Origin of the sequence: Kribbella sp. VKM Ac-2571, assembly GCF_004362255.1 — a bacterium.
Taxonomy (GTDB): Bacteria; Actinomycetota; Actinomycetes; order Propionibacteriales; family Kribbellaceae; genus Kribbella; species Kribbella pratensis.
In genome coordinates, this window is record NZ_SNWS01000007.1 from 92483 (window position 1) to 117711 (window position 25229).

A 25229-nucleotide genomic window follows, 5' to 3' on the forward strand; every position below is an offset into this window, starting at 1 on the left:
TAGGCTGCCAGTCTGAGTGACCGGCACCCGCCCACGGGTTCAGGAGAACATCATGCTGCGTCGTCCGAAGATTCTTGCCGCTCTCGCTGCGGTAGCGCTGCCGGCCGCTCTGGTCGGCGTGTCGTTGGGAGGTCCACCAGCCCAGGCGTCGACCCCGGCGCCCGCACCGTCCACTGTCGCCGCGTCGGCGTACAGCGCGGCCGCCGCTCAGTACGGCGTACCGGAGTCGGTCCTGCTGGCCGTGTCCTACGCCGAGTCCCGCTGGGACGACCATGCCGGCGCGCCCAGCACGTCCGGTGGCTACGGCCCGATGCACCTCACCGCACTCGGTGCGTCCGAGGTGGCGGACCTGTCCGGAAAGCAGAAGGTCGCCACGGCCGAGTCGCTGCAGACGCTGCAGAAGGCGTCGGAGCTGACGGGCCTCGACCAGAGCGCATTGCGCAATGACGTGACCGCCAACATCAACGGTGGCGCCGCCGTGCTGGCGTCGTACCAGAAGTCGCTCGGCCTGCCGGTCGGCGCGGAGACCTCCCCGGCGCAGTGGTACGGCGCGGTGGCGTCGTACGCCGAGGCAGGGGACAAGGTCGGCGCGGCCGGGTTCGCCGACGACGTCTACTCGATCATGGCCAAGGGCGCGGCCCGTACGACGAACACGGGCCAGCAGATCGTGATGCCGCCCGTCGCCGTGACACCGGACAAGTCGCAGATCGGCAAGCTGTCGCTGCCTGCTGGTGTGCAGCCGTCCACGTCCGACGTGGAGTGCCCGCCGTCGCTCGGTTGCGAGTGGCTGCCCGCGCCGTACTCGGAGTTCGGAGACGGCGACTACGGGAACCACGACCTCGCCAACCGGCCGAAGACCGGCAAGATCGACTACATCGTCATCCACGACACCGAGGGCGGCTGGCAGGGTGTGCTGAACCTGGTCCAGGACCCGACGTACGTGAGCTGGCAGTACACGATGCGCTCGTCGGACGGCCACATCTGGCAGCACGTGAAGGCCAAGGACGTCGCGTGGCACGCCGGCAACTGGTACGTGAACATGCACAGCATCGGCATCGAGCACGAGGGCTTCGCCGCCCAGGGCGCGACCTGGTACACCGAAGCGCTGTACCGCAACTCGGCCAAGCTCGTGACCTACCTGGCCGCCAAGAACAACATCCCGCTCGACCGCGCGCACATCATCGGCCACGACCAGGTGCCGGGCACCGTCCCGTCCACGGTCCGCGGCATGCACTGGGACCCGGGACCGTACTGGGACTGGGAGCACTACATGGACCTGATGGGCGCGCCGATCTGGGGCAAGTCGGTGTTCCCGGTGCGCGCGGGGTCGATCGTCACGATCAAGCCGGGCTTCGCGGACAACGTCCAGGTGATCACCAACTGCGACGCCCCCGGTACGACGTGCAAGCCGCAGGGCACCAACTTCGTCTACCTGCGCCAAGCGCCTGACGACAACGCTCCGCTGGTCAAGGACCTCGGTCTGCATCCTGACGGCTCCAACGGCACCACTGTCGTCTCCGACATGGGTTCCCGGGCCGCTGCGGGTTCCAAGTACGTCGTCGCACAGCGCCAGGGCGACTGGGTAGCCGTCTGGTACCTGGGTGCGCTGGCCTGGTTCAAGAGCCCGGCGTCGGCTCCGGACGCGTTCGCGAAGCCGGGTCTGGTCGTGAAGCCGAAGGCCGGTCTCACGTCGGTGCCGGTGTACGGGCGTGCCTATCCGGAGCAGTCGGCGTACCCGGCCGGGATTCCCTACCAGACGGTGACACCGCTGCAGTACTCGATCGGTGCGGGGCAGGCCTACCCGGTGGGTGACCTGGACATCGAGACCGACTACTACCGCGCGGTGACGTTCGCCGGGGAACCGCCGACGGACCACGTGCAGGTGCTCGGGAACGACGAGTACTACCAGATCTGGTTCGGCCACCGGATGGCCTACGTACGGGCCGCCGACGTGGACGTGCGACCAGCCGTCTAGTCTGTCTGCCGTGATCGACGAAGCCGTCCAGCCTTTGCTGGACGGCTTTGTCACGTCCGTCCGTGAAGTCGCTGCTGTAGAAGCGATCTGGCTGCACGGCTCACTGGCGCTGGGGGACTACCAGCCGGGGCGAAGCGACCTTGACGTGGTCGCCGTCGTCTCCTCGCCGCCGACCCAGGCTGTGGCCGACCTGCACCGGAAGCTGATCAGCTCGGACCCGCTGGCGGCCAAGCTGCACTGCTCCTACATGCTCAAGTCTCAGCTGGCCGACGCCTCGGTGCGGCATCCGACGTTTGCGCAGGGCCGGTACTTCGACCGCCCGGTCACGCCGGTGACCCGCCGGGAGCTTGCCATCGGCAACCGAACGCTCTACGGCCCGGCCCCGGCCGAGTTGCTGCCGGCGACCACCGACGAGGAACTGTTCGCGTTCATCCGCCGCGACCTGCGAGAGTTCTGGCTGCCGGCCACCCGGAAGCGGAGCAACTGGTACGCCGACATCTGGGTCGACCTCAGCCTGCTCACGATCGCCCGCGCGCACGTCACGCTGGCCACCGGCGATCTGATCACCAAGCGCGCCGCCTTCGACGTCCTACCGCGTCTCGGGGCGCCCGCGGACGTCGTCGAGGACATCAGGCGCCGCCGCTACGGGACGGATGTCCGGACCGGGCCGTGGTGGCGGCACACCCGCGCCGGGCTCGCCAGGCGCTTCGTGCGGACCGCTGTTCCCGCCGTACTCGGTCGGTAGTGCTCAGTTGACCGTTATCGGCGTGCCGTCGGTCAGCTCGAGGAGTTCGGCGTACGTCGTGGGGAACACCGAGTGCGGGATGCCCGCGGCGGCCCAGATCACCGGGTACTGCTCGAGCGCGGTGTCGACGTACGTCGGAACGCGGCCCGGGTGCCCGACCGGGGCGACGCCGCCGATCGACTGACCGGTGTGCTCCTTGACGAACTCCGGCGTGGCCCGCTTCAGCTTCGCGATCCCGAGCTCGGCCGCGACCTTGGCGGTGTCCACCCGGTGCGCGCCCGAGGTGAGGATCAGCACCGGGGCGCCGTCGCCGTCGAAGATCAGGCTGTTCGCGATCGCGCCGACCTCGCACCCGAGCTCCGCCGCCGCGGCCGCCGCGGTCGGCACCGCCTCGTCCAGGATCACGATCTCGCCCGTGGCCCCCGCCGCCGCCAGCGCGTCCGCCACCTTCTGCACATTCGGATGACTACTCACGCACCTGAGCTTATGCGGCACTTCTGCCCCCCGTGGTTCCGGGCCGTCCAAACGCCACGACTCGGCGCGATCCCGGGCAAGGCCGCGCCCACCCGTCAAGTTTCCGGGGTTCTGGACACCTAAGCCCGAGGAGCGCCGTCAGGACAGCCGGGGTTCTCCGGTTCTTGTGACTGATCCGCGGGTGGTGGTTTGCGGAACAAAAGTGCCAGCATGCGGCGAAAATGTTCCGGAGAGCGGCGAGTCCTTACGTCGCGGCGAGGCATGCGGCCAGCCGATCACGCCCTACCACGACCACCCACTGATCCACACACGAGCGGATAACCCCACGTGTGCGGGGTTCTCCCCTCGCGTACCAGCAGAGAACCCCACATCCGAGGGGATAACCCGTCGTTTGCTCAACGGGGCGGCGGCTGGCTGGCGGGGCCAGCGGGGACTGGGGAGTGGGAACAGGTGCTGGTGACGGAGGACAGGTGCTGGTGACGGAGGACAGGTGCTGGTGACGGAGGACAGGTGCTGGTGACGGAGGACAGGCAATAGCAGGTTCCGGGCCACGATTCCCTGTCGCACGATCCGGGATCGGGCCGAGCAGCCACCCAGACATCGGTCGGGGAGTTGCTTATGTGAGGGCGGCGGCGCCGAAGGAAACGTTGAAGCGGTCGCACCAGATTGCGACGCTGCGGTAGGTGTCCAGGTTCAGGTCGCGGGGGATCGCGTAGTTCTGGTTGCCGTGGTTGCCCTTGAGGCTGCCCAGACTGCGGTACTTGCCGTCGTCGAAGACATGCCAGCCTGCGCGGCCCGGGACGACCTGGGCGTCGCTCAGCCAGACCTTGAGGTCGGGGCCGTCGGAGGTGTCGAGGTTCTCGATCCGGAGGATGCGGCTGCCGTCGGGAAGCGCGAGCACGGAGACCGTGCCGGACGTCCGGTGTTCGTGCGTGATCAGCTTCCCGGTCAGGAGCAACCGCGGTTGCGGCGTCCGTTGCAGTGTCGGTTGTTTCGGCTCGACGGAAACTGTCGGTGGCGTCGTCGACGATGAAGTCGTGGAGATCGGAACAGCGCCGGGCACCGCCTCGTCGACGACCTTGTCGGTGGCGAGCCGCCACGGCTGGAAGAGCGGCAGCGCGACCGCTGCCACCACGACGGCGACCGCCGCCGCGGCGATTCCGGCTGTCCGTTTCCGCATCGTGCGTCCCTTCGCCTCGATGCGTCCAGTCTGGCGGCCGGATCCCGGCCGCGGCGACGCGCCGGGGTCGGGGCGTGTCGGTCCACGGACCGTTGACGACTGTCGGCGGGCGGCGTTACGCTTCCATTGTTCGAACAGATGTTCGATTGCCTCGATCCCGGTTTCGTCGGGAGGCCGGACCGAGGTGAGCCGGACAGCTGAACGGCTCCGGTGCGGAGTTGCGGCCGCATCGGAATCCGGTGGTCCCGGCGGGCCGGGCACCGGGGTGGTCCTCGACCCCCACCCCGTGTCCACCCGCCGGGCCGCCGGCTCGGGGCCCGGTCCTCGACGCAGAGCCAGATCTGAAGCAGCGCCGGGGATGAACAGGAGGCGATGGAGCATGTGGGAGTTCGACGACGCCGTCGAGGTGCACACGGTGCCCGTGGACGGTGTGCAGACCCCCGACCAGTTCCTCTGGCGCGGCCGGCTCTGGCGGGTCCGCACGCTCAGGTCCCAGTGGACCGAGACCGCCGCCTGGTGGGAGCGCGGCGTCATCGGCACCGGCCAGATTCACGACCCCCGCGCCCACGCCGGTTCGCTCGCGCGGATCGATGCGGCCACCGTCGCCGAAGCGTGCTCGGCGGCCCGTACGAGGTCTCGTCCGGCCCGGACGCACACAGCCGGCGTGGCAGCGGCGGCCAACCCCCGCTCGCGCCCCGCTGCCACGCTCCCCGCACCGGACGTCAGGACCCCGGCAGCGGTCGGAGTGCTGGACGCGGAGTGGGGACCGGAGCGAGCGGTCTTCCGCGTCGAGGCCGGCTGCGGAAGGTACGGACGGCAGGAGATGTTCGATCTCGCCCACGACCCGGTCTCGGGTCGTTGGCAACTGGAAAGGGTGACCGACCGATGACTGTTTCACCGGTATCGCCGGCCGCGGCCGGCGCGGCCAGCCGAGAGCTGTCCCGTGCCCGCGCCGCCCTGGCCGAGGCCACGGAAACCAGCGACCACCTGATCCGCTACTCGAGCGCGCATGTCGCGGCGCTCCGGGTCGCGGCCGCGGTGCTCGCCGTCCGCGCCCGTCCGGTCCGCTCGAGCAGCCGCCGCAGGATCCAGCGCAACGCCTGGGTGCTGCTGGCCGAGGTCGCGCCCGAGTTCGGCGAATGGGCCACGTTCTTCGCCGCCGGCGCCGCCCAGCGCGCCGCCGCCGAGGCCGGCCTGGTGCGCGCCGTCAGCACCCGCGAGGCGGACGACCTGGTGCGTGCCGTCGACACGTTCTACACCCAGGTGGAAGCCAGCCTGCGCCTGTCCACCACCCCGGTGCTCACCGCGACCACCGACCCCCAGTCCGTCCTGACCCAGCCCTGGATGCAAGCCAGCTAGATCCCACCCATGCTGTGAGGAGATCCCGACCGTGAGCGAACCATCGAGAGGTCTGGGCAAGGACCTGTGTGGTCGCGTCCACGCCCTCACCGGCGCCGAGTGCTACCTGCCGGACACGCACTACCCGCGACCTCACCAGGCGCTGTCCGGCGACTCCTGGCACGACGGCCTGTGCACGCAGTGCGCCGGCTCCGGCATCCAGTCCGAGGTTCGGTCCGGCATCCGATCGGACTTCCTGTGCCCCACCTGCAACGGCACCGCCTTCGAACCCCTGACCCTCCCCGAGACCTACCAACCCGGCTGAGTCACCCAGGCTGTTCAGCAAGGTGTTGAGAAAGGTGTTCAGAAAGGTGTTCAAAGGTCGGCCGGACAGCGTCTAAGGTCGGCGGGGTGAGCGGACTTCCGGTGTTGGACGTCGAGGAGCAGCGGGTTCTCGGGAGCTTGCTGGAGAAGCAGACCACGGTGCCGGCGTCGTACCCGTTGACGGCGAACGCGTTGCGGACGGCCTGCAATCAGACCAGCAACCGGGATCCGGTCGTCGACTACGACCAGGGCACCGTGGAGCGGACCGCGCGGGCGCTGCGCGATCGGGAGCTGTTGCGGATCGTCTGGGCCGACGTCGGCCGCCGGACCTTGAAGTACCACCAGATCCTCGACGAGAAGCTCGAACTCGAGGAGGACGAGCGGGCACTCATCACGGTGTTGCTGCTGCGCGGCGCCCAGGCGCCGGGCGAACTGCGGACGCGGACCGAGCGGCTGTACAAGTTCGAGGACCGGAGCGACGTCGAAGCGTGCCTGCGACGAATGGCAGCGCGCCCGGACCCGCTGGTACGCGAGCTGGAACGTCGCGTCGGGCAACACGATCGCCGCTGGATCCATCTCCTCGGCCCCGTTCCCGAGGCGGAGGCGGCCGCTGCTGTCGTGGAGAGCGTCGACCGGGACACGGTGATAGCCGACGGTGCGGACGAGCGTGACGCCCGCGTGCGTTCGGCGTACGACGCTGTTGCTACGACGTACGCCGACGAGCTGCTGGACGAGCTCGACGCGTTGCCGTTCGAACGCTGGCTGCTCGACCGGGTGATTGCCCACGCCAACGGTCGCCCGGTCGTCGAGGTCGGCTCGGGTCCGGGGCACGTCACGGCGTACCTCGCCGACCGGGACGCGGACGCCACTGGCGTCGACCTGTCGCCGGAGATGGTTGCCGAGGCTCGTCGGCGCTTTCCGCACCTGAGGTTCGAGGTCGGCGACCTGCGACGCCTCGGCCGTCCACCGGCGAGCTCCGGCTGGGCAGCGGTCCTCGGCTGGTACTCGCTCATCCACCTGGCCGCGTCCGAGCTCCCCGACGCGATCTCCGCGCTGACACGGCCGCTCGACCCGGGCGGCTGGCTGGTGCTCGCGCTGCATGCCGGCGACGAGATCAGTCACGTCGACGAGCTGCTCGGTCACGAGGTCAATCTCGACTACGTCCTGCACGACCCGGCGTACATCGTGAGTGTTGTCGAAGGCGCCGGGCTCATCGACACCGAGTGGTACCTGCGCGGCCCGATCACCACGCGCGCCGAAACCACCCGCCGCCTGTACGTCATCGCCCGCACCCCGTCCTGAGGCAGCAGCTCCCTCCCGTTGCTGCCTCAGCCGGATCGGGCCGGCGGGGTCAGGCCTTGGCGTACGTCTCCGCCGCGAGTGACTCGAACTCCAGGCTGACCGCCGGATCGTTGCCGACGACCCAGGCGTCGTGTCCTGGTTCGATCACGTAGGCGACGCCCGGTACCAGGTTCGCCTTGGTGCCGTCGTCGTGGACAACCTCCATCTCGCCCGATAGCAGGGTTCCGACGTGGCGGACCTGGCACGAGTCGCCGCCGATCACCGGACGGATGCACTCGGACCAGCGCCAGCCGGGCTGGAAGGTGAGCCGGGCGACACTCGCACCCGGCAGTTTCACGACGTCGACGCTCGTCTTGTCCGGTGAACGTTGCTCGTCCGGCTCGTCGAACGACTTGCTGAAGATGGCCATGATCCCTCCCTGGTGATCGGCTGTCCCCTTGAGCCGAGAGTGCGCCGATCGCGCCTCCGGGGACAGATCCCGGGACTTATGGACTGCTTACGACGGTCGGCGGGATGGGCCGGGTGGAAGGGAAGTAGGGTGTGGCGCGGTGGGTAGTGATGGGGGACCGGCTGGAGGGTTGATGGTGGATCGGCGGCGGCGCAGCGTGCGGACGGCGTTGGTGGGCGAGGCGCTGCGGGTCGCGCTGGCGGCACGCGAACGGACCGACCCTGCCGCCGGAGCAGACCGTGCCGGAGCAGACCGCCCTCGATCGGACCGCGTTGGATCGGACCGCGTTGGATCGGACCGCGTTGGATCGGACCGTGGTGGACTGGACATCGTCGACCTGGGTGGCGGCACCGGCGGGTTCGCGGTGCCGTTGGCGGTCGAGGGGCATCGGGTGACGGTGGTCGACCCGAGCCCGGACGCGCTGGCCTCACTGGAGCGCCGCGCCCGCGACGAAGGCGTTAGCGAGCTGGTCCGCGGCGTCCAGGGCGATGCGGCCGAGCTCCCCGGGCTGGCGGGGGAGTCGAGCGCGGACGCCGTCCTGTGCCATGGGGTGCTCGAGGTCGTCGACGACCCGGTCCAGGCGCTGCAGGCGATGGCGTCGGTGCTGCGCGAAGGCGGCGTACTGAGTCTGCTGGTTGCCCAGCGCAACGCGGTCGTCCTGGCCCGGGCGCTGGCCGGGCACCTGGCCGAGGCGCGGATCGCACTGCAGGATCCGGACGGGCGCTGGGGTGCGACCGACCCGATGCCGCGGCGGTTCGACGAGACCGGGATCACGGCGCAGTTGGCGGATGCCGGGTTCCTGGTCCATACCGTGCACGGCGTGCGGACCTTCGCCGATCTGGTGCCGTCCGCGTTCGTCGACTCCGAACCGGGGGCCGCCGATTCGCTGGCCGAGCTCGAGCGGGCCGCCAGCCGGCACCCGGCGTTCCGCGCGCTGGCAACGCAGCTGCACATTCTCGCGACGCGCTGAGCCGTCGGCCGTTGCGCCGACTGAGGCTTCGCGACGGAGGGTGACGAGCGGGCTACCTTCGGCACGGTCAGCGGGGTGGTTGCTGGCCACCGGCTGTGAGCGACACGCCGAAGGACACAGGTTTGGGACCGGTCTGGCCGGGGCAGTTGCCGGACCGTGACGCGCTGGACAGCCGGTCAGGGTTTCGTGTGACGCGGGCGCGGCCTAGACTGGAGGCGGCCTATCGAGATCGCGCTCATCATGGAGGGATCGACGGTGCCCCTCTCGGAAGAAGAGCAGCGCCAGTTCGAGCAGCTCGAACGTGCCCTTGCTGCGGAAGACCCGAAGTTCGTTTCCGCGATGCGTGGGACCAATGTGCGCTTGTACTACAAGCGCCGGGCAGTGCTTGCCGGCGTTGGATTCGTGCTGGGCATCGTGGTGCTGATGACCGGTGCGATCATCCCCAACACCATCATCGGGGTCATCGGCTTCGTGATGATGGTGGCTTGCCTGTACATCGCGGCGCTGAGCATGAAGCGGATCAGCAACGCGGGGGAGTCCGACGACATCCCGCCGCCTCCGCCGACCAAACGGCACCGGACGAAACACGACTCGTCCGGCAGCTTCATGGAGCGCATGGAAGACCGCTGGCGCCGCCGCCGCGACGAGGACCTCTGAGCGCGCGACCCTGATCTTCGACCACACCCGTGCCTGGTGGAGCGGGTGTGGTTCTTTTTGACTCATCGCCGCACCCCGGCCCGTGAGCGTGGCACTGTTCTCCCATGCTCACCATCGGACGCCTCGAGCAGGCTGACCGCGACGTCTGGCAGACCTTGTTCGCCGGCTACAACGAGTTCTACGGCCGCACGATGCCGGACGAGTTCTTCGAGCACGCGTGGACCAGGTTCGAGCGGGACGAGGAGGTGCACGCGCTCGGGGCACGCCTGGACGGAAAGCTGGTCGGGATCGCGCACTTCCTGACGCACGCGAGTACGACGGCGCCCGACTCCTGCTACCTGCAAGATCTGTTCACGGCGCCGGAGGCTCGCGGTCGCGGTGCGGCGCGAGCGCTCATCGAAGCCGTCACCGAGTGGGCCCGCGAGCGTGCGTGCGGACGCGTCTACTGGTCGACGCACGAGTCCAACGCCACGGCCCGCCGGCTCTACGACCAGGTGGCCGAGAACCGGGGGTTCATCCTCTACCAGATCCCGCTCGGCTAGTTGGTGCGCGCCCGCTTCGGGAGGAGTCCGGAGCGGATACGGGCCAGGAGCAGGTCGAACTCGTCCAGGAGATCGGACGCCTCGTTGGTGCCTCGGCTGAGGTACCAACGCCAGGACGGCGGCAGCAGCCGCGCCCGCCAGCGGCGACGGGCACGGGCCCGCGACCAGAGCGCTTGCCGTACGGCGGTTGCGTCGTCGCGAAGGTCCAGCTCGAGATCCGTGTCCCCGGCGTACCGCATCGCCTCGATCCCTCGGGCCAGGCGGCGCGCGGCCGGATGGGTCTCCTCGGGCAGCTGGGACATCAGCCACTGGCCGGTCTGCCGTGGCGTCGAGATGTCGGACCAGTCGAGGCCCAGATCCCGTGACGTGTCCCGGATCTCCGCCCACAACCCTTCGGCTCCGGTACGTCCCGGCGGCCGCAGGAAGCGCCGTCGGCGGGTCAGTGTGCGGACCAGCCAGGGGATGCACAGCAGCAGGACCACACCGAGCCCGGCGGCGATCGCCTTGCCGCCGCCGTTGGTGAACCAGTTGCCGGAGTCAACGATCGCGGTCCCGCTGTCGTTCGGCAGGTTCGGGTCGTTCTTCGGATGGTTGATCCCGGGGGTCTCCCGGTCGCCCGGCGTCGTCGGCACGTTGGTCGGCGCGGTCGTCGGGCTGGTCGGGTTCTCGGTCGAGGCGACCGTCCAGTTCGGTGTGGCCGCGACCCGCGCCGACGGCGTCGGCTCGAACCGGACCCAGCCGACGCCCTGGAAGTACAGCTCCGGCCAGGCGTGCATGTCGTGCATCTTGACCGTGAACTGACCGTCCTTGCCGGCCGTTCCGGGCAGGAAGCCGATACCGACCCGGGACGGGATCCCGATGATCCGCGCCATCAGCGCCATCCCGGTGGCGAACTGCTCGCAGTACCCCTGCTTGTTGTTCAGCAGGAAGTCCTCGAGCGCGGCCATCCCGCTGCCCTTGGAGTTCTGCGTGCTGTAGGTGAAGCCGCCGCCGCTGCGGAACCAGTTCTGGATCAGCACCGCCGCCTCGAACTTGTTGTCCTTGGCCGCGGCGGTGATCTCGGCCGTCTTCTGCTTGATGTCCAGCGGCGTCTTCTCCGGTACGACGCTCGTGTACTGGTCCGGGGCGCCGGTGGTGATCGCGTCGTGCAGCTGGTCCGGGGTCGGGGTCAGGTCGTACGACGTCAGCTTGTACTTCTTGCCGCCGACGATCGACCCGTTCGACGAGACGACGTCCAGCGCGCCGGCGTCGTACCGCCAGTCACGCTTCAGCGAGATCGAGTGCAGCGGGTACGGGACCGGGACGAACTGGGAGCGGAACGTCCGGGTGACGTCGATCTCCATCGTGGACTGCTGGACCTTCGTCAGGTCGCCGGTGTAGCCCGGCGGCGGTGTCAGTTCGCCGCCGTTCAGCTTGTGTCCGGGGGAACGTGGCGCGATCCGCCAGGTGTTGCCGTCGAACAGGTCGAGCGCGGTCAGGCGCAGGTACGAGCCGCCGGTCGGGCCGCCCTTGTAGGTCAGTGCGACGACGTTCTCGCCGCGTTTCAGGTTCTTGCCCATGTCCAGCATCGGGTCGGTCGACGAGATGCTCGCGCCGATCCCGCTGCCCGTCCCGCCGCCGGCCAGGCCGTTGCCGATGACACCTTCCGGCAGCGTCGGCAGCAACGCGGGCAGCAGCGCGGCGATCGCGACCACGGTCAGCCCGATCCGGCGGCCGGCCTGACCGAGCGCTGACGCCTCGACCGGCTCGGACGCGTCGAGGTGCGAGACGCCCGAGATCCGGCGGCCCCAGCGGCTGAGCCGGCTGCGGCCTTCCGCGGACAGCAGCACGATGTAGCCGATCGCCGGCGGGACGAACAGCAGCCACGGGAGTCCGCCGTGCACCGTCGCGGCCGGCACCGTGTACATGATCAGCAGCAGCAACCCGGACCATGCGGCCTGGCGCAGCTGTACGGCGATGATGTGGATCAGGAACCCGGTCGCCGAGATCACGGACACGGCGAACAGCGTGAGGTGCGAGTCCTGCGGCAGGGGCGCGCTGAACCGGTTGATCGAGTCCATCGCGTCGACCACCTGCGCGTTGAACTCGATCGCCGTCGCCTTCAGCGGGAACAGCCCGAACTTCATCGTGCTGTGCAGGAAGAACAGGGACAGCAGCTCGATCAGCACGAGCAGCTGGACGATCGGTACGACGATCCGTGGGGTCCGCAGGTTCTGCAACAGGACGCCTACACCGGTCACCAGCGCACACAGGAACGCGCTGATGAACAGGAACGGCCCGGAGAACACCGGCGTGAGCACGAGCGACCCGAGCACGGTCGCTCCCCAAGCAGCAATAGAAATCCGCGCGTGACCGGTCATGCGATCCTTCCGCTTCTGAGTCCGAGGCCGGACCAAACGGTCGGTAGGTGGTCGCCGCGGCGGACTCTGGCTACTCGCCAGCCGTTCCGGCGCAGCTCGTTCTCGGTGGCGTCCGTGGCGGCGGTCATGCGGGCCGCCTTCTCGGTCGCCTCGGCGCCGACCGCCCAGCTGGCAGCGTCCAGGACCAGCGCGACACCGGTCGCCTGGCTGGTTCGCCACCGGTTCAGGGCGGTGATGTCCTCGGTCCCGCAGGCGCCGACGATCGCGATCACGAGGCTCGGCTCCTGCGCGTGCCGGTCGACGGTCAGCAGCGGACCGAGCTCGGCGTACTTGTGCTCCTCGACAGTCGCGCACTCGGTCAGCAGTTGCTGCTGCGTGAGCGGCTGATGCACCGCCGCGGAAGTGCGGTGGGTGATCGCGGACAGCGTGGTCGGCCCGCCGAGCAGCGTCGTGACGTAGCCGCGCCGCATGCGGTCGATACCGATCGAGGCGGCCGCGCTGACCGCCCACTCCAGGCTCGACGACGGACCGTGCCCGTGATGCGAAATCGTCCGCGCGTCCAGGAACAGCGAGCACCGGCTCTGCCAGGGCTGCTCCTCGCGGCGGACCATCAGCTCGCCGCGGCGCGCGGTCGACCTCCAGTGCACCCTGCGCAGGTCGTCGCCGTCGCGGTACTCGCGGACCGTCGCGTCCTCTTCGCCGGCGGCCGCGATCGCCCGCGGCCGGTTCTCGCCCGATCCGGCCCGGTCAGCGCCCAGCCGGATCTCGGGAAGCTTGTAGACCCGCGGCGTGACCAGCAGGTGCTGGCTCCGCGTGAACGTCCGGCTGGTCTCCACCAGCCCGAACGGGTCGGCCACCGTCAGCATCAACGGCCCGACCTGGAACAATCCCCGTACGTCGGACTTGACCGGATAGGTGACCGTACGACGCCAGTTCGGGCTCACCCGGTCGACGACGAACCGCGGCCGATGACCCAGTACATAAGGAATACGGTCCTCGAGCAGCAGCAGCCCCGCGGGCATCCGGCCCTGGTTGCTCAGCGTCAGCTCCACGGTCGCCTGTGTCCCGACCGGCACCTGGTCCGGAGCGAGACTGCGCCGTACCTGGAGCCGCAGCCGGGTCCGGCCGACGACCAGCGCCGCCACGACCGGCAGCGCGGCCAGGAGAATGCCGACGCGCAGCAGGTCCTTCTGGCCGAGCAGCAGCGCGCACAGTGAAGCAGTGAGACCGGCCGCGACGAACGCTCGACCTCTGGTGGTCAGTCCGCGCAATGCCTGCCGCATGTCTCAGTCCCGGCGGGTGCGGGGGAGCGGCACGCTGGCGACCAGCCCGGAGATGATGTCGGCCGCACCGCGCCCACCGAGATGCGCTTCGGCCGCCGGCAGCACACGGTGCGCGAGCACCGGTACCGCGAGCTCCTGGATGTCGTCCGGCAGCACGAACTCCCGTGCGTCCAGAGCGGCGGCCGCACGGGCCGCCCGGATCAGGTGCAACGTCGACCGCGGGCTGGCGCCGAGCCGCAGCTCCTGCGAGCGGCGGGTCGCGCCGACCAGCGCAACGGCGTACTCCTTCACCGACTCGGACACGTGCACCGACTGCACCGTCTTCACCAGCCGGAGGATCTGCTGGCCGTCGGTGACCGGCTGGAGGTTCGCCAGCGGGTCGTCGGCCGCGTGCCCGTCCAGCATCCGCAGCTCGGCGGCCGGCTCCGGGTAGCCCATCGAGACGCGGGCCATGAAGCGGTCGCGCTGCGCCTCGGGCAGCGGGTACGTGCCTTCCATCTCGATCGGGTTCTGCGTCGCGATGACCATGAACGGCGACTCGAGGTGGTACGTCGTGGTGTCGACGGTGACCTGGCGCTCCTCCATGGACTCCAGCAGCGCGGCCTGGGTCTTCGGCGAGGCCCGGTTGATCTCGTCGCCGACGACGATGTTCGCGAACACGGCGCCGGGCTTGAACTCGAAGTCGCGGATCTCCTGGTTGAAGACCGAGACGCCGGTGATGTCCGACGGCAGCAGGTCCGGGGTGAACTGGATCCGGCGCACGGTGCAGTCGATCGACTTCGCCAGCGCCTTGGCCAGCATCGTCTTGCCGACGCCCGGCACGTCCTCGATCAGCAGATGCCCCTCGGCCAGCAGGACCGTGATGGCGACCTCGACGACGTCGGGTTTGCCCTCGATCACGGTCTCCATGGCCCGGCGGACACGGCCCGCCACCTCGGACAGCTCGTCGAAGTCCCCGGCTCCTGCCAGCGGCGAGCTGGTCGCGGTGGTGCTCACTCGGTGTCCTCCCCATTCGTTGGATGCCGACACATTCTCACCCGCTGTAGGGGTCGGGCCTAGAGCCGCGGGAGTTTCGTTACCTGGCGTTTCGGTGTTCATGTCGGGGTTCATCGGCGCACGCCCTCACGGCGGGGTCGGAAACAAGTTCCCTCCAAGCGTACGGGCGGCAAAAGCGGTGCGTGCGGCGTACGACGTTCCGACCGCCCGGAAGGTTCACGCAGATCTGCCCCGAGTGGTTCAGCCCGGTGGAGCGAAGTGGCGGAAACGCGGTGGAGCGAAGTGGAGGAACGCGGTGGAGGGAAGTGGAGGAGGCAACGGTTGAGGCGGCAGCGACACGCGGGATTTCAGCCTCGGATTCAGGCGGCGCGGGGGCGGAATGGGGCGGAAGTTGGTTGACGGTGGTGGAAAGTGGAGTAAGGTGGAGCGCAGTGGAACTGAAGTGGTGGAAGCACCCGCCTGAGTCGGAGAGTCCGCAACGGGGAGGTGGAGCGTGTTCCTCGGAACGCACTTCCCCAAGCTCGACGACAAGGGACGGCTGTTCCTGCCGGCGAAGTTCCGGGACGAGCTGGCCGACGGTCTGGTGATCACCCGTGGACAGGAGCGATCGCTGTCCGTGTGGCCGGAGCGCGAGTTCGTCCAGCTGACCGAGCAGTTGAAGCAGGCTCCGATCACCAACAAGGGTGCGCGGGACTACCTACGGATGTTGTTCGCCGGCGCCTCCAACGAGATGCCGGACAAGCAGGGCCGGGTCACCATTCCGCCGATGCTGCGCGACTACGCGTCACTGGATCGCGACTGCGTCGTCATCGGGGCGATGAACCGGGTGGAGATCTGGAACACGGAGAACTGGAACCGGTACTCGCAGGAGCAGGAGCAGGCGTTCGCCGACCTGTCCGAGGAAGTACTGCCCGGCATCTTCTGAACTTCAAGCTGAACAGTGTGCGAGGACCGCGAGACACCGACCGTCCGGTGAGATCACGGGTCCGACTTCCGACCTGGAGTGTTGGCGTCACTTCCCCGGCGCCAAGCCCAGCAGGTACTTCCCCGGAAGGCGTACCCGCGATCTGACCGGACGGTGCTGTCTATCGCCTGTCCGCGCACCACACATGACCTGCGGGGGCAGGGTCGCTCCCGCAGGGGCAGGGAAGTGACGGGAAGGGTCGAGATGGACGCTGCGGAGCGGCATGTGCCGGTGATGCTGGAGCGCGTGGTCGCGCTGCTGGCGCCGGCGCTCGCGCGTCCCGGTGCCGTCGTCGTCGACGCCACCCTCGGCCTCGGCGGTCATTCCGAGGCGTTCCTGCGGCAGTTCCCCGAGGTCCGGCTGATCGGCCTCGACCGGGACCCCGCTGCGCTGCGCCTGGCCGGCGACCGGCTCGCGCCGTACGCGGAGCGGATCACCCTCGTGCACGCGGTGTACGACGAGTTGCCGCGGGTGCTCGAGGACCTCGACGTACCGGCCGTCGACGGCATCCTGTTCGACCTGGGTGTCTCGTCGATGCAGCTGGACGAGGCCGACCGCGGTTTCGCCTACGCGCAGGACGCGCCACTGGACATGCGGATGGACCCGACCGGCCCGACCACGGCGGCCGACATCCTCAACACCTACAGCGCGGCCGACCTGGCCCGGATCCTGTTCCAGTACGGCGAGGAGAAGTTCGCCCGCCGGATCGCGGACCGGATCGTCCGCGAGCGCGAGACCGAGCCGTTCACGAACAGCGCGCGACTGTCCGAGCTGGTCCGCAACGCGATCCCGCAGGCGGCCCGCCGGACCGGGGGACACCCGGCCAAGCGGACCTTCCAGGCGTTGCGGATCGAGGTGAACGGCGAGCTCGACGTACTGCGTCGCGCGCTGCCGGCCGCGCTCGGGTCGCTGGCGTTGCACGGCCGGATCGTGGTGATGAGCTACCACTCCCTCGAGGACCGGATCACCAAGCAGGCGTTCGCGCCGGGCACCAAGTCCGACGTACCGGACGACCTGCCGGTGATCCCGGCCGGGCACGAACCGTATCTGAAGCTACTGACCCGGGGCGCCGAACGGCCGACCGAGGAAGAGGTCGCGGTGAACCCGCGCGCCGCCTCGGCTCGCGTGCGGGCGGCCGAGCGGATCCGGGAGAAGGGACTGGTCGCCTGATGAGTACTGTCTTCAGCCCGCAGAAGGCGCGGGTGACGCCGGTCGCCGGTAGCACAGGGAAGAAGCCGCAGCCGCGGCTGCGCGTGGTGTACGGCGCGCCGTTCCGGCCGCCCCGGATGCCGTTCGTCATCTTCGTGGTGTCGCTGCTGGCCGCCGGACTGGTCGGTCTGCTGCTGCTGAACACGGAGCTGCAGGGCGGCACGTTCAACATCACCAAGCTGAGCTCGCAGGCCGACCAGCTGCGGGACCAGCAGGAACAGCTGGAGAAGCAGGTCCGGACGCTGGAGTCGCCGCAGAACCTGTCCGACCGCGCGCTGCGGCTCGGCATGGTGCCGAATCCGAACCCGGTGTTCCTGCGGCTGTCCGACGGCCGTGTGCTCGGCGTACCGGCCGAAGGCAAGGCCGGGGCCGGTACGGCGATGTTCGGCCCGGGCACGCCGACCGGCAAGGCGACCACCAAGCCGGTGACGCCCGTGAAGCCGGTAACACCGGTCAAGCCGGTCACTCCGGTGAAGCCGCAGACCAGCACCAAGCCGCCCACGAGCACGACCAAGCCGCCGACCGGCACCACCAAGCCGCCGGCCACGACGAAGAAGCCCGCCACGACCACACGGGGATGATCGGATGACGGACCGACGGGGAAACGAGCCGCCACGCAAGCGTGGTGCCGCACCGGGCCGGGGGAACCCGCCCAGCAAGGCTCAGCCCCGTCGTCCATCCGCTACGGACAGTGGCCGCACCGCCCCGCAACGGCCCGAGTCCACCCGCGAACGCCTCCTCCGCAAAGCCCGCGAGGAGCAGGAGCGTGCACAGGCGGCGGCAGCACCACGCCCGGTCAGGAAGGCCGCCGCGAAACGGCCGCCGGCTCCTCGCAAGCAGGCACCCGCTGCCAAGAAGACTGCCGTCAAGAAGGCTGCCGCAAAGAAGACCGGTGAGCGGCCGGTCAAGAAGGTCGCGGCCAAGCGGCCGGTCAAGAAGACCTCCGGGAAGAAGCGGCCTCCGCAGAACAGGCCCGCGCCGCGGCCGAAGAAGCGGAAGGTGAAGAAGGCGCCGCGGATGCTGCGGCTCGGCCGGCCGGCGCTGCGGCTGCGGATGACGTTCGGAGTGATGGCGTTCGTCCTGTCGTTGTTCGCCGGGCGCCTCGTGCTGCTCCAGGGCGTTGACCCGGACAGCTACGCGCAGGCGGCGACCAAGGAGAACGCCCGGTCGTACATCCTGCACGCGAACCGCGGCACCATCGAGGACCGTAACGGCGTCGAGCTGGCGGTCACAGAGGACGCGGTCGCGATCACCGCGGACCCACAGCAGACCAAGCCCGTGGCGCAGCAGCTGGCCGCGATCCTGGCCCCGAAGCTGACCGGTACGACGACCGCGAAGCTGGTCGCCGCGATGTCGGGCCCCGGCCGCTTCACGTACCTCGCGCGTCAGGTGAGCCCGACGGTCTGGAGCACGATCCAGGCCGAGATCAAGGCCGCGAACGTGCCCATCGCCGAGCAGAACAAGGGCAAGCCCAAGGACCAGCAGGCCCCGATGTTGGCCGGGCTGTACACCGAGGAAGACCCGATCCGCAGCCACCCGAACGGCAGCATCGCCGCCACCCTGGTCGGCGTGACCGGCTCCGACGGCAAGGGCCAATCGGGTCTCGAGTACGGACTGAACGACAAGCTGTCCGGCAAGGACGGCCAGGCGATGTACGAGGTCGATGCCAAGGGCAACAAGATCCCGAACGCGAACCACACGGTGCAGGAGCCGAAGCCCGGTCTCGGTGTCCAGCTGACCCTGGACACCGACCTGCAGTACTTCGCGGAGAAGCGGATCCAGGAGGCGGTCGAGCAGTACAAGGCCAGCGCCGGCACGGTGGTCGTGATGGACGTGAAGTCCGGGGAGCTGATGGCGATGGCCAACTACCCCAGCTTCGATCCGAACAAGAAGTACACGTCGAGAGACCTGAACAACCCGGCCCTGGAGCGCAGCTACGAACCGGGCAGTGTGCAGAAGGTGGTCACGATGGCGGCCCTGGCCGACGCCGGGATCATCGACCTGAACACCAAGCTGCAGGTGCCCGGCAGCATCGAGGTGCAGCGCCGGATCATCAAGGACCACTGGTCGCACGACACGATGAACCTGACGATCTCCGGAGTGATCGCGAAGTCGTCGAACGTCGGCACGATCATGGCCGCGCAGAAGATGCCGATCGCGCAGTTCGTGAAGTACCTGCACGACTTCGGCTTCGGCGAGCCGACCGGGCTGAACTTCCCGGGCGAGACGAAGGGCCGGTTGGCGCCGGGCGACGAGTGGCCCGAGATCACCCGCTCGAACGTCGCGTTCGGCCAGGGGCTGTCGGTGAACGCCGTCCAGGAGGCCGCCGCGGTGAACGCGGTCGCGAACGGCGGTGTCTACGTGCCGCCCAAGGTGGTCCGCAACTACATCGACGCGAACGGCTCCCTGGTCCCGAACCAGACCGCGCCGGCCCGCCGCGTGGTCAGCGAGAAGGCCGCCAAGGAGGTCACGACGATGATGGAAGCGGTGACCGCGAAGAAGGGCACCGCTCCGCAGGCCGCGATCGACGGCTACCTGGTGGCCGGCAAGACCGGTACCGCGCAGCAGGTCGTTCCGGGGACCGGCAAGTACGGCGCCTGGGCGACTTCTTTCGCCGGATTCGCTCCTGCGGACAACCCACGGTTCGTGACGTACGTCGTACTGCACGATCCCCAGGGTGCCCGGGGTGGTGGTCTCCAAGGAGGACCGGTGTTCCGAGACGTGATGAGCTACGCGCTGCAGAAGTACGTCGTCCCGCCGACCGGGGCGCAGCAGCCGAACATCCCGCTGACGTGGACCTCATCGAAGCGGTGACGCCCAGCCTGGTGACGAAGGGTCAGATAGGAGTCACGGGGTCCGGAGCGGTAGCCTCAGGGCCCGTGTCCACCCCTACCGCCGCCGGCGGCGCGGTCGCAGCGATCAGGCCTCGGCACGTCGTGCCGGTCAGCCTCGCCGACCTCGCGAGCGTCGCCCATGTTCCGGTCCCGGCGCAGAGCTCGATTCTTGGGCTGCCGGCGACCGTGACCGGCGTTTCCCTCGACTCGCGTTCGATCCTTCCCGGCGACCTGTACGCCGCGCTGCCCGGTGCGGTCACGCACGGTGCGGAGTTCGTCGCGAAAGCCCAGCAGGCGGGTGCGGTCGCCGTACTGACCGACCCGGCCGGCGCGGACCGCGCTGCGGCAACAGGTCTTCCGGTGCTGGTCGCCGACCGGCCGCGGAGCGTGCTCGGCGCGATCGCGTCCCGCATCTACGGTGAGCCGACCAGTGCGCTCCGGCTGCTCGGCGTGACCGGCACGAACGGGAAGACCACCACCAGTTTCCTGCTGGACTCCGTACTGCGGGGGCTCGGTCCGACGGCGCTCATCGGCACGATCCAGACCCGCATCGGCGACGAGGTCGTGAAGAGCGTCCGGACCACTCCGGAGGCCACCGACCTGCAGGCGCTGTTCGCGGTAATGCGGGAACGGGCGGTGGCGTGGTGCTCGATGGAGGTGTCGAGCCACGCGCTGGCGCTGGGCCGCGTCGACGGGGCGCGGTTCGCGGTTGCCGGGTTCCTGAACCTCACGCAGGATCATCTGGATTTCCACAAGACGTTCGAGGACTACTTCCAGGCGAAGGCCTCGTTGTTCACCCCGGAGCGGTGCGATGTCGCGGTGGTGACGATCGACGACGAGTACGGGCGCCGGCTCGCCGCGCAGACCGTCGTACCGCTGGTCACGGTGTCGGCGAAGGGTGACGCCGACTGGACGGTCGCCAATCGGCACCGGTCCGAGCACGGTACGACGGTGCTCGACATCCGGGGGCCGAACGAGACGCTGACCGTGGAGATCGCGCTGCCGGGTGACTTCAATGTCGCCAATGCCCTGCTCGCCACGGCGATGCTGCGGCAGGTCGACGTACCCGCCGAGGCGATCGCGGCCGGGTTGCGGACCGCCGCCGTACCGGGGCGGATGGAGACGTTCACCCGTGCGGACGGGCTGGCGGTGATCGTGGACTACGCGCACACGCCGGACGCGGTCGGGCTGGCGTTGAGGGCCGCGCGGACTGCGACGAAGGGCCGGTTGTTCGCGGTCGTCGGCTGCGGTGGTGACCGGGACCCGGGGAAGCGGCCCGCGATGGGCGCCGAGGCGGCCAGGGCCGCGGACGTGGTGATCGTCACCGACGACAACCCGCGCAGCGAGGACCCGGCCGCGATCCGGGCCGCCGCGCTCGCGGGAGCCCGGGAGGCGGTTCCGGGCGCCGACCTGCACGAGATCGGCGACCGCCGGCAGGCGATCGCGTCCGCGATCGAGCTGGCCGGGCCGGGCGACACCGTCGTCGTCCTCGGGAAGGGTCATGAGACGGGCCAGGACGTCGGCGGTGTGATCCACCCGTTCGACGACCGTGAAACTGTGCGTGAGTTGTTGGAGGCAGACCGGTGATCCCTGTCAGTTGCGGCGAGATCGCCGACGCCGTCCGCGGTGAGCTCGTGGGCGTCGAGTCCGCGGCCCCAAGAAGTGTCATGGTGGACGGCGCGGTAACGATCGACTCACGAGCCGCTGGGCCGGGTGGACTGTTCGTCGCCCTGCCCGGCGAACGCGTGGACGGCCACGACTTCGTCGGTGCGGCGACCGCGGCCGGCGTCACCGTCTCGCTGACCACGCGGCCGATCGAGGGCAGCCCGTGCATCGTCGTCGACGACGCGCAGCGGGCGCTCGGCGACCTGGCGCGCCACGTCATCGGCAAGCTGCCCGATCTGACCGTGATCGCGCTGACCGGCTCGTCGGGCAAGACCAGCACCAAGGACCTGATCGGGCAGCTGATCCGCCCGTACGGCGAGACCGTGGTGCCGGAAGGCTCGTTCAACAACGAGATCGGGCACCCGCTGACCGCGCTGCAGGCGACCGCGACGACGAAGTACCTGATCGCCGAGATGGGTGTGCGGAGCCTGGGGGACATCACCTACCTGACCGGGATCACGCCGCCGCAGATCGGTCTGGTGCTGAACGTCGGCACCTCGCACATCGGCAAGCTCGGGTCCCAGGACAACATCGCGCTGGCGAAGGGCGAGCTGATCGAGGCCGTCAGGCCGGGCGGCACCGCGATCCTGAACGCCGACGACCACCGGGTCGCCGCGATGCGCGGCCGGACCCAGCAGCAGGTGCTGACGTTCGGCGAGGCGCCGGAGTCCGAGGTCCGGGCCACGGACGTGAAGATCGACGGCGAGGGACGGCCTGCGTTCACGCTGCAGATCGGCGATTTCAGCGCCCCGGTCCAGCTGCAGTTCATCGGTGAGCACTACGTCTCGAACGCGCTGGCCGCCGCGGCGGTCTGTGTCGCGATCGGCCTGACGCCGGAGCAGATCACCGACGGCCTGAACGCCGCGGAGCGGGTGTCCGCGGCGCGGATGGAGCTGACCGAGCGGCCGGACGGCGTCACGATCATCAACGACGCGTTCAACGCGAACCCGGAGTCGACCCGCGCGGCCCTGAAGTCCTTGGCCGCGATCGGCCGTTCTCGCGGTGCGCGGACCTGGGCGGTGCTCGGCGAGATGCTCGAGCTCGGCGACACCTCGGCCGACGAGCACGACGCGATCGGCCGGCTGGCCGTCCGGCTGGACGTGAACCGGCTGCTCGTGGTGGGCGAGGGCGCGAAACCGATCCACCTCGGCGCCTCGCTGGAAGGTTCGTGGGGCAAGGAGTCCGCGTTCGTCGAGACCATCCCCGAGGCGCTGGAGTTGCTGCGCCGAGAGCTCCGCGCGGGTGACGTCGTACTGGTGAAGTCCTCGAAGGCGGCGAAGCTGCGCAGCCTCGCCGACGCGCTGGTGGAGGACGCCCAGTGATCTCGATCCTGTTCGGCGGCGCCGTCGCGATGGTGCTGACACTGCTCGGCACCCGGTACGCGATCAAGTGGCTGGCCAGCCGCGGCTACGGCCAGGAGATCCGGGACGACGGGCTGAAGTCGCATCAGGTCAAGCGCGGTACGCCGACCATGGGCGGCACCGTGTTCATCGCCGCGACCATCGTCGGGTACTTCGCGGCGAAGTTGTTCACGATGACGCCGCCGAGCGCCTCGGCGATCCTGGTGCTGTTCCTGTTCGCCGGCATGGGCGCGGTCGGCTTCGTGGACGACTTCATCAAGATCTTCCGGCAGCGCAGCCTCGGCCTGCGCAGCAAGGCGAAACTGGCCGGCCAGACCATGGTCGCGGTGGTGTTCGCGGTGCTCGCGCTGCAGTTCCCCGACGACCGCGGGCAGCGGCCGGCGTCGCCGTTCATCTCGTTCATCCGCGACATCGGCTGGCTGGAACTGCCGGTGATCGTGGTGGTGATCTGGATCCTGCTGCTGATCGCCGGCATGTCGAACGGCGTCAACCTCGCCGACGGCCTGGACGGGCTGGCCACCGGCGCGTCGATGATGGTGTTCGGCGCCTACACGCTGATCTGCATCTGGCAGTTCGGCCAGAGCTGCCAGACCGCTCCGGGCACCAAGTGTTACGAGGTGCGAGATCCGCACGACCTCGCCGTGGTCGCCGCCTGTCTGACCGGAGCGCTGTTCGGGTTCCTGTGGTGGAACGCGTCACCGGCCAAGATTTTCATGGGCGACACCGGGTCGCTGTCCTTGGGCGGCGCGCTGGCCGGTATGGCCGTGATGACCCGGACCGAGCTGCTGGTGCTGTTGCTCGGCGGCCTGTTCGTCCTCATCACCGCGTCGGTGATCCTCCAGGTCGGCTACTTCAAGATCACCAAACGCACCGCCGGCGTCGGCAAACGGCTCTTCCGGATGGCGCCGTTGCAGCATCACTTCGAGATGCTCGGCTGGGAACAGGTGAACGTGGTGATCCGCTTCTGGATCATCCAAGGGCTGTTCGTGGTGATCGGCCTCGGGGTCTTCTACGCGGAATGGGTAACCGGATGAGCTGTGTTGAATTGCCGCGACTCCGTCGCGGCGGGTCACGGGGCTGTTGCTCCCGGTCTTCCCTCGTCGCTCTGGTCGCTTCGCTCCCGCCGCTCCTCAGTCCAGACCGGGAGGCCCCGTGACCATGGAGAACCGCACCGATGACGGCTGGGTGACGACCCGGTTCGTCGTGCTCGGCTTCGGTACGGCGGGCTACGCCTGCGCCGACTCCCTGATCCAGGCCGGCGCCGAGCACCTCGTCGTGCTCGACGACCGGGACACCGAGGCACTCCGCGAGAAGGCGCAGATCCTCGAGACGCTCGGCGCCACGATCACCCTCGGCCCGGGCAGTACGGCGGAACTCCCGAAGGACGTCGATGTCGTCGTCACGTCGCCCGGCGTACCGCCGCACGCACCGCTGCTCGCGCAGGCGGCCGAGCGGGATGTGCCGATCTGGAGCGAGATCGAGCTGGCCTGGCGACTGCGGGATCCGGCCAACGCCGCGCCGTGGCTGTGCATCACCGGCACCAACGGCAAGACCACGACCGTGCAGATGCTGACCGCGATCCTGCAGGCGGCCGGCCACCGTGCCGTTGCCGCGGGCAACGTCGGGCTTCCGTTGCTCGAGGTCGTGATGGATCCCGAGCCGTACGACGTGATCGCGGTCGAGCTCTCGTCGTACCAGCTGCACTTCACGCACTCGATGTCGGCGCACTCGGCCGCCGTGCTGAACATCGCGCCGGATCACGTCGACTGGCACGGTTCGCTCGAGGCGTACGCGCAGGACAAGGGCCGGATCTACGAGAACTGCCAGGTCGCGTGCGTGTACAACGTCGCTGATCCGGCCACCGAGCACCTGGTCGAGGAAGCCGATGTGATCGAGGGCTGCCGCGCGATCGGCTTCACCCTCGGTACGCCAGGCCTCTCGATGCTCGGCCTCGTCGACGACCTGCTCGTAGACCGCGCGTTCGTGGAGCAGCGCGCCACGTCGGCACTGGAGCTTGCGAGCTTGTCCGACATCACCCCGCCCGCGCCGCACAACGTGGCGAACGCGTTGGCGGCCGCGGCGCTCGCTCGCGCTTTCGGCGTTCCGGCGACCGCGATCCGCGACGGGCTGCGCGGGTTCCGGCCCGACAAGCACCGGATCGCGCACGTCGCGGAAGTTGCCGGGGTCAACTATGTCGACGACTCGAAGGCGACCAACCCGCATGCCGCGCAGGCGTCGTTGCTTGCCTACGAGCACGTAGTGTGGATCGCCGGCGGTCAGGCGAAGGGCGCGACGTTCGACGAGCTCGTCATCGCGGCACGCCAACGCCTGCGCGCCGTCGTACTGCTGGGACAGGACAAGGACGTGATCGCCGAAGCTCTGCAGCGACACGCACCGGATGTCCCGAGGATCGTCGTCGAGTCAACGGACACTGGAGCCATGGAGATCGTGGTGGGGGAGGCGGCGAAGCTCGCACAGGTGGGTGACACCGTGCTGCTCGCACCCGGCTGCGCATCCTGGGACATGTTCGCCAACTACGGAGCCCGCGGCGACGCCTTCGCCGAAGCAGTTCGCTCCCTGAGCAACTGATCCGGAGGTGATC

General features: G+C 69.3%; 23 protein-coding genes. 17 read left to right on the top strand and 6 right to left on the bottom strand.

Annotation, left to right across the window (positions count from 1 at the left end; all coding sequences use genetic code 11):
• Nucleotides 1-52: 52 nt before the first annotated feature.
• Together EV651_RS17135 and EV651_RS17140 are read left to right on the top strand one after the other, a co-directional pair.
• The gene (locus tag EV651_RS17135) at nucleotides 53-1975 is read left to right on the top strand and encodes an N-acetylmuramoyl-L-alanine amidase (RefSeq protein WP_133786201.1); all 1923 of its coding nucleotides are present in this window, start codon (nucleotides 53-55) and stop codon (nucleotides 1973-1975) included.
• A 10-nt stretch (nucleotides 1976-1985) separates the two neighbouring features.
• Entirely contained in the window at nucleotides 1986-2720 is a 735-nt protein-coding gene (locus EV651_RS17140) for a nucleotidyltransferase domain-containing protein (protein WP_133786202.1), read from the top strand.
• A gap of 3 nt (nucleotides 2721-2723) precedes the next feature.
• Here EV651_RS17140 and EV651_RS17145 read toward each other — a convergent pair whose 3' ends face one another.
• Both EV651_RS17145 and EV651_RS17150 read right to left on the bottom strand, forming a co-directional pair.
• Nucleotides 2724-3194, bottom strand: coding sequence for a YbaK/EbsC family protein (locus EV651_RS17145; RefSeq protein WP_133786203.1), 471 nt, complete (start codon nucleotides 3192-3194; stop codon nucleotides 2724-2726).
• 616 nt (nucleotides 3195-3810) lie between these two features.
• A complete protein-coding gene (locus tag EV651_RS17150) occupies nucleotides 3811-4374 on the bottom strand; it encodes a DM13 domain-containing protein (RefSeq protein WP_133786204.1) in 564 nt (187 codons plus the stop codon).
• A 358-nt stretch (nucleotides 4375-4732) separates the two neighbouring features.
• Here EV651_RS17150 and EV651_RS17155 point away from each other — a divergent pair, with 358 nt between their 5' ends.
• The 4 genes from EV651_RS17155 to EV651_RS17170 all read left to right on the top strand — a co-directional run bounded on the left by EV651_RS17155 (nucleotide 4733) and on the right by EV651_RS17170 (nucleotide 7338).
• On the top strand, nucleotides 4733-5263 hold the full coding sequence (locus EV651_RS17155; protein ID WP_133786205.1) for a DUF6504 family protein: 531 nt from the start codon (nucleotides 4733-4735) through the stop codon (nucleotides 5261-5263).
• On the top strand, nucleotides 5260-5733 hold the full coding sequence (locus EV651_RS17160) for an SAV_6107 family HEPN domain-containing protein (RefSeq protein ID WP_133786206.1): 474 nt from the start codon (nucleotides 5260-5262) through the stop codon (nucleotides 5731-5733). Before EV651_RS17155 ends, EV651_RS17160 begins: the two co-directional genes overlap by 4 nt.
• A 31-nt stretch (nucleotides 5734-5764) precedes the next feature.
• A complete protein-coding gene (locus EV651_RS17165) occupies nucleotides 5765-6037 on the top strand; it encodes a hypothetical protein (protein ID WP_133786207.1) in 273 nt (90 codons plus the stop codon).
• An 86-nt stretch (nucleotides 6038-6123) separates the two neighbouring features.
• Nucleotides 6124-7338 carry a DUF480 domain-containing protein gene (locus tag EV651_RS17170; RefSeq protein WP_202870366.1) on the top strand — a complete coding sequence of 405 codons (1215 nt, stop codon included), beginning with the start codon at nucleotides 6124-6126 and terminating at the stop codon, nucleotides 7336-7338.
• A gap of 49 nt (nucleotides 7339-7387) precedes the next feature.
• Here the strand turns inward: EV651_RS17170 and EV651_RS17175 are convergent, their stop codons facing one another.
• On the bottom strand, nucleotides 7388-7747 hold the full coding sequence (locus EV651_RS17175) for a cupin domain-containing protein (protein ID WP_133786208.1): 360 nt from the start codon (nucleotides 7745-7747) through the stop codon (nucleotides 7388-7390).
• A 172-nt stretch (nucleotides 7748-7919) separates the two neighbouring features.
• On the opposite strand from EV651_RS17175, the gene EV651_RS17180 reads away from it, so the two are divergent.
• The 3 genes from EV651_RS17180 to EV651_RS17190 all read left to right on the top strand — a co-directional run bounded on the left by EV651_RS17180 (nucleotide 7920) and on the right by EV651_RS17190 (nucleotide 9955).
• Nucleotides 7920-8756, top strand: a complete 837-nt coding sequence (locus tag EV651_RS17180; RefSeq protein WP_202870367.1) for a methyltransferase domain-containing protein — start codon at nucleotides 7920-7922, stop codon at nucleotides 8754-8756.
• A 240-nt stretch (nucleotides 8757-8996) separates the two neighbouring features.
• Nucleotides 8997-9413, top strand: a complete 417-nt coding sequence (locus tag EV651_RS17185; RefSeq protein WP_238156975.1) for a DUF3040 domain-containing protein — start codon at nucleotides 8997-8999, stop codon at nucleotides 9411-9413.
• 104 nt (nucleotides 9414-9517) lie between these two features.
• Nucleotides 9518-9955, top strand: a complete 438-nt coding sequence (locus EV651_RS17190) for a GNAT family N-acetyltransferase (RefSeq protein ID WP_133786209.1) — start codon at nucleotides 9518-9520, stop codon at nucleotides 9953-9955.
• On the opposite strand, the gene EV651_RS17195 is transcribed toward EV651_RS17190, so the two are convergent.
• From EV651_RS17195 to EV651_RS17205, 3 genes are read right to left on the bottom strand one after another with little or no spacing between them, the layout of a single operon-like run.
• Complete coding sequence (locus EV651_RS17195) at nucleotides 9952-12315, bottom strand: DUF3488 and transglutaminase-like domain-containing protein (protein WP_133786210.1); 2364 nt, start codon at nucleotides 12313-12315, stop codon at nucleotides 9952-9954. The two genes, EV651_RS17190 and EV651_RS17195, sit on opposite strands and share 4 nt — an antisense overlap.
• Complete coding sequence (locus tag EV651_RS17200; RefSeq protein ID WP_133786211.1) at nucleotides 12312-13598, bottom strand: DUF58 domain-containing protein; 1287 nt, start codon at nucleotides 13596-13598, stop codon at nucleotides 12312-12314. The genes EV651_RS17195 and EV651_RS17200 overlap by 4 nt, the downstream gene beginning before the upstream one ends.
• 3 nt (nucleotides 13599-13601) lie before the next feature.
• Nucleotides 13602-14594: a MoxR family ATPase gene (locus EV651_RS17205; RefSeq protein ID WP_198682266.1), complete on the bottom strand. Its 993-nt coding sequence runs from the start codon at nucleotides 14592-14594 to the stop codon at nucleotides 13602-13604.
• A 493-nt stretch (nucleotides 14595-15087) separates the two neighbouring features.
• On the opposite strand from EV651_RS17205, the gene mraZ reads away from it, so the two are divergent.
• From mraZ to murD, 8 genes are all read left to right on the top strand, one after another.
• Entirely contained in the window at nucleotides 15088-15519 is a 432-nt protein-coding gene (gene mraZ, locus EV651_RS17210; protein ID WP_131341982.1) for a division/cell wall cluster transcriptional repressor MraZ, read from the top strand.
• A gap of 243 nt (nucleotides 15520-15762) precedes the next feature.
• Nucleotides 15763-16728 (top strand): 16S rRNA (cytosine(1402)-N(4))-methyltransferase RsmH, encoded by a 966-nt coding sequence (gene rsmH, locus EV651_RS17215; protein ID WP_133786212.1) that lies wholly within the window; start codon nucleotides 15763-15765, stop codon nucleotides 16726-16728.
• Complete coding sequence (locus EV651_RS17220) at nucleotides 16728-17348, top strand: hypothetical protein (protein WP_133786213.1); 621 nt, start codon at nucleotides 16728-16730, stop codon at nucleotides 17346-17348. Before rsmH ends, EV651_RS17220 begins: the two co-directional genes overlap by 1 nt.
• 4 nt (nucleotides 17349-17352) lie before the next feature.
• On the top strand, nucleotides 17353-19581 hold the full coding sequence (locus tag EV651_RS17225) for a penicillin-binding protein 2 (protein WP_238156976.1): 2229 nt from the start codon (nucleotides 17353-17355) through the stop codon (nucleotides 19579-19581).
• Between the two features lie 65 nt (nucleotides 19582-19646).
• Nucleotides 19647-21188, top strand: coding sequence for a UDP-N-acetylmuramoyl-L-alanyl-D-glutamate--2,6-diaminopimelate ligase (locus EV651_RS17230; protein WP_238156977.1), 1542 nt, complete (start codon nucleotides 19647-19649; stop codon nucleotides 21186-21188).
• Nucleotides 21185-22588, top strand: coding sequence for a UDP-N-acetylmuramoyl-tripeptide--D-alanyl-D-alanine ligase (gene murF, locus EV651_RS17235; RefSeq protein ID WP_133786214.1), 1404 nt, complete (start codon nucleotides 21185-21187; stop codon nucleotides 22586-22588). The genes EV651_RS17230 and murF overlap by 4 nt, the downstream gene beginning before the upstream one ends.
• A complete protein-coding gene (mraY, locus tag EV651_RS17240; RefSeq protein ID WP_133786215.1) occupies nucleotides 22585-23661 on the top strand; it encodes a phospho-N-acetylmuramoyl-pentapeptide-transferase in 1077 nt (358 codons plus the stop codon). The genes murF and mraY overlap by 4 nt, the downstream gene beginning before the upstream one ends.
• A 124-nt stretch (nucleotides 23662-23785) precedes the next feature.
• Nucleotides 23786-25216, top strand: a complete 1431-nt coding sequence (murD, locus tag EV651_RS17245; protein WP_238157020.1) for a UDP-N-acetylmuramoyl-L-alanine--D-glutamate ligase — start codon at nucleotides 23786-23788, stop codon at nucleotides 25214-25216.
• Nucleotides 25217-25229 lie beyond the last annotated feature (13 nt).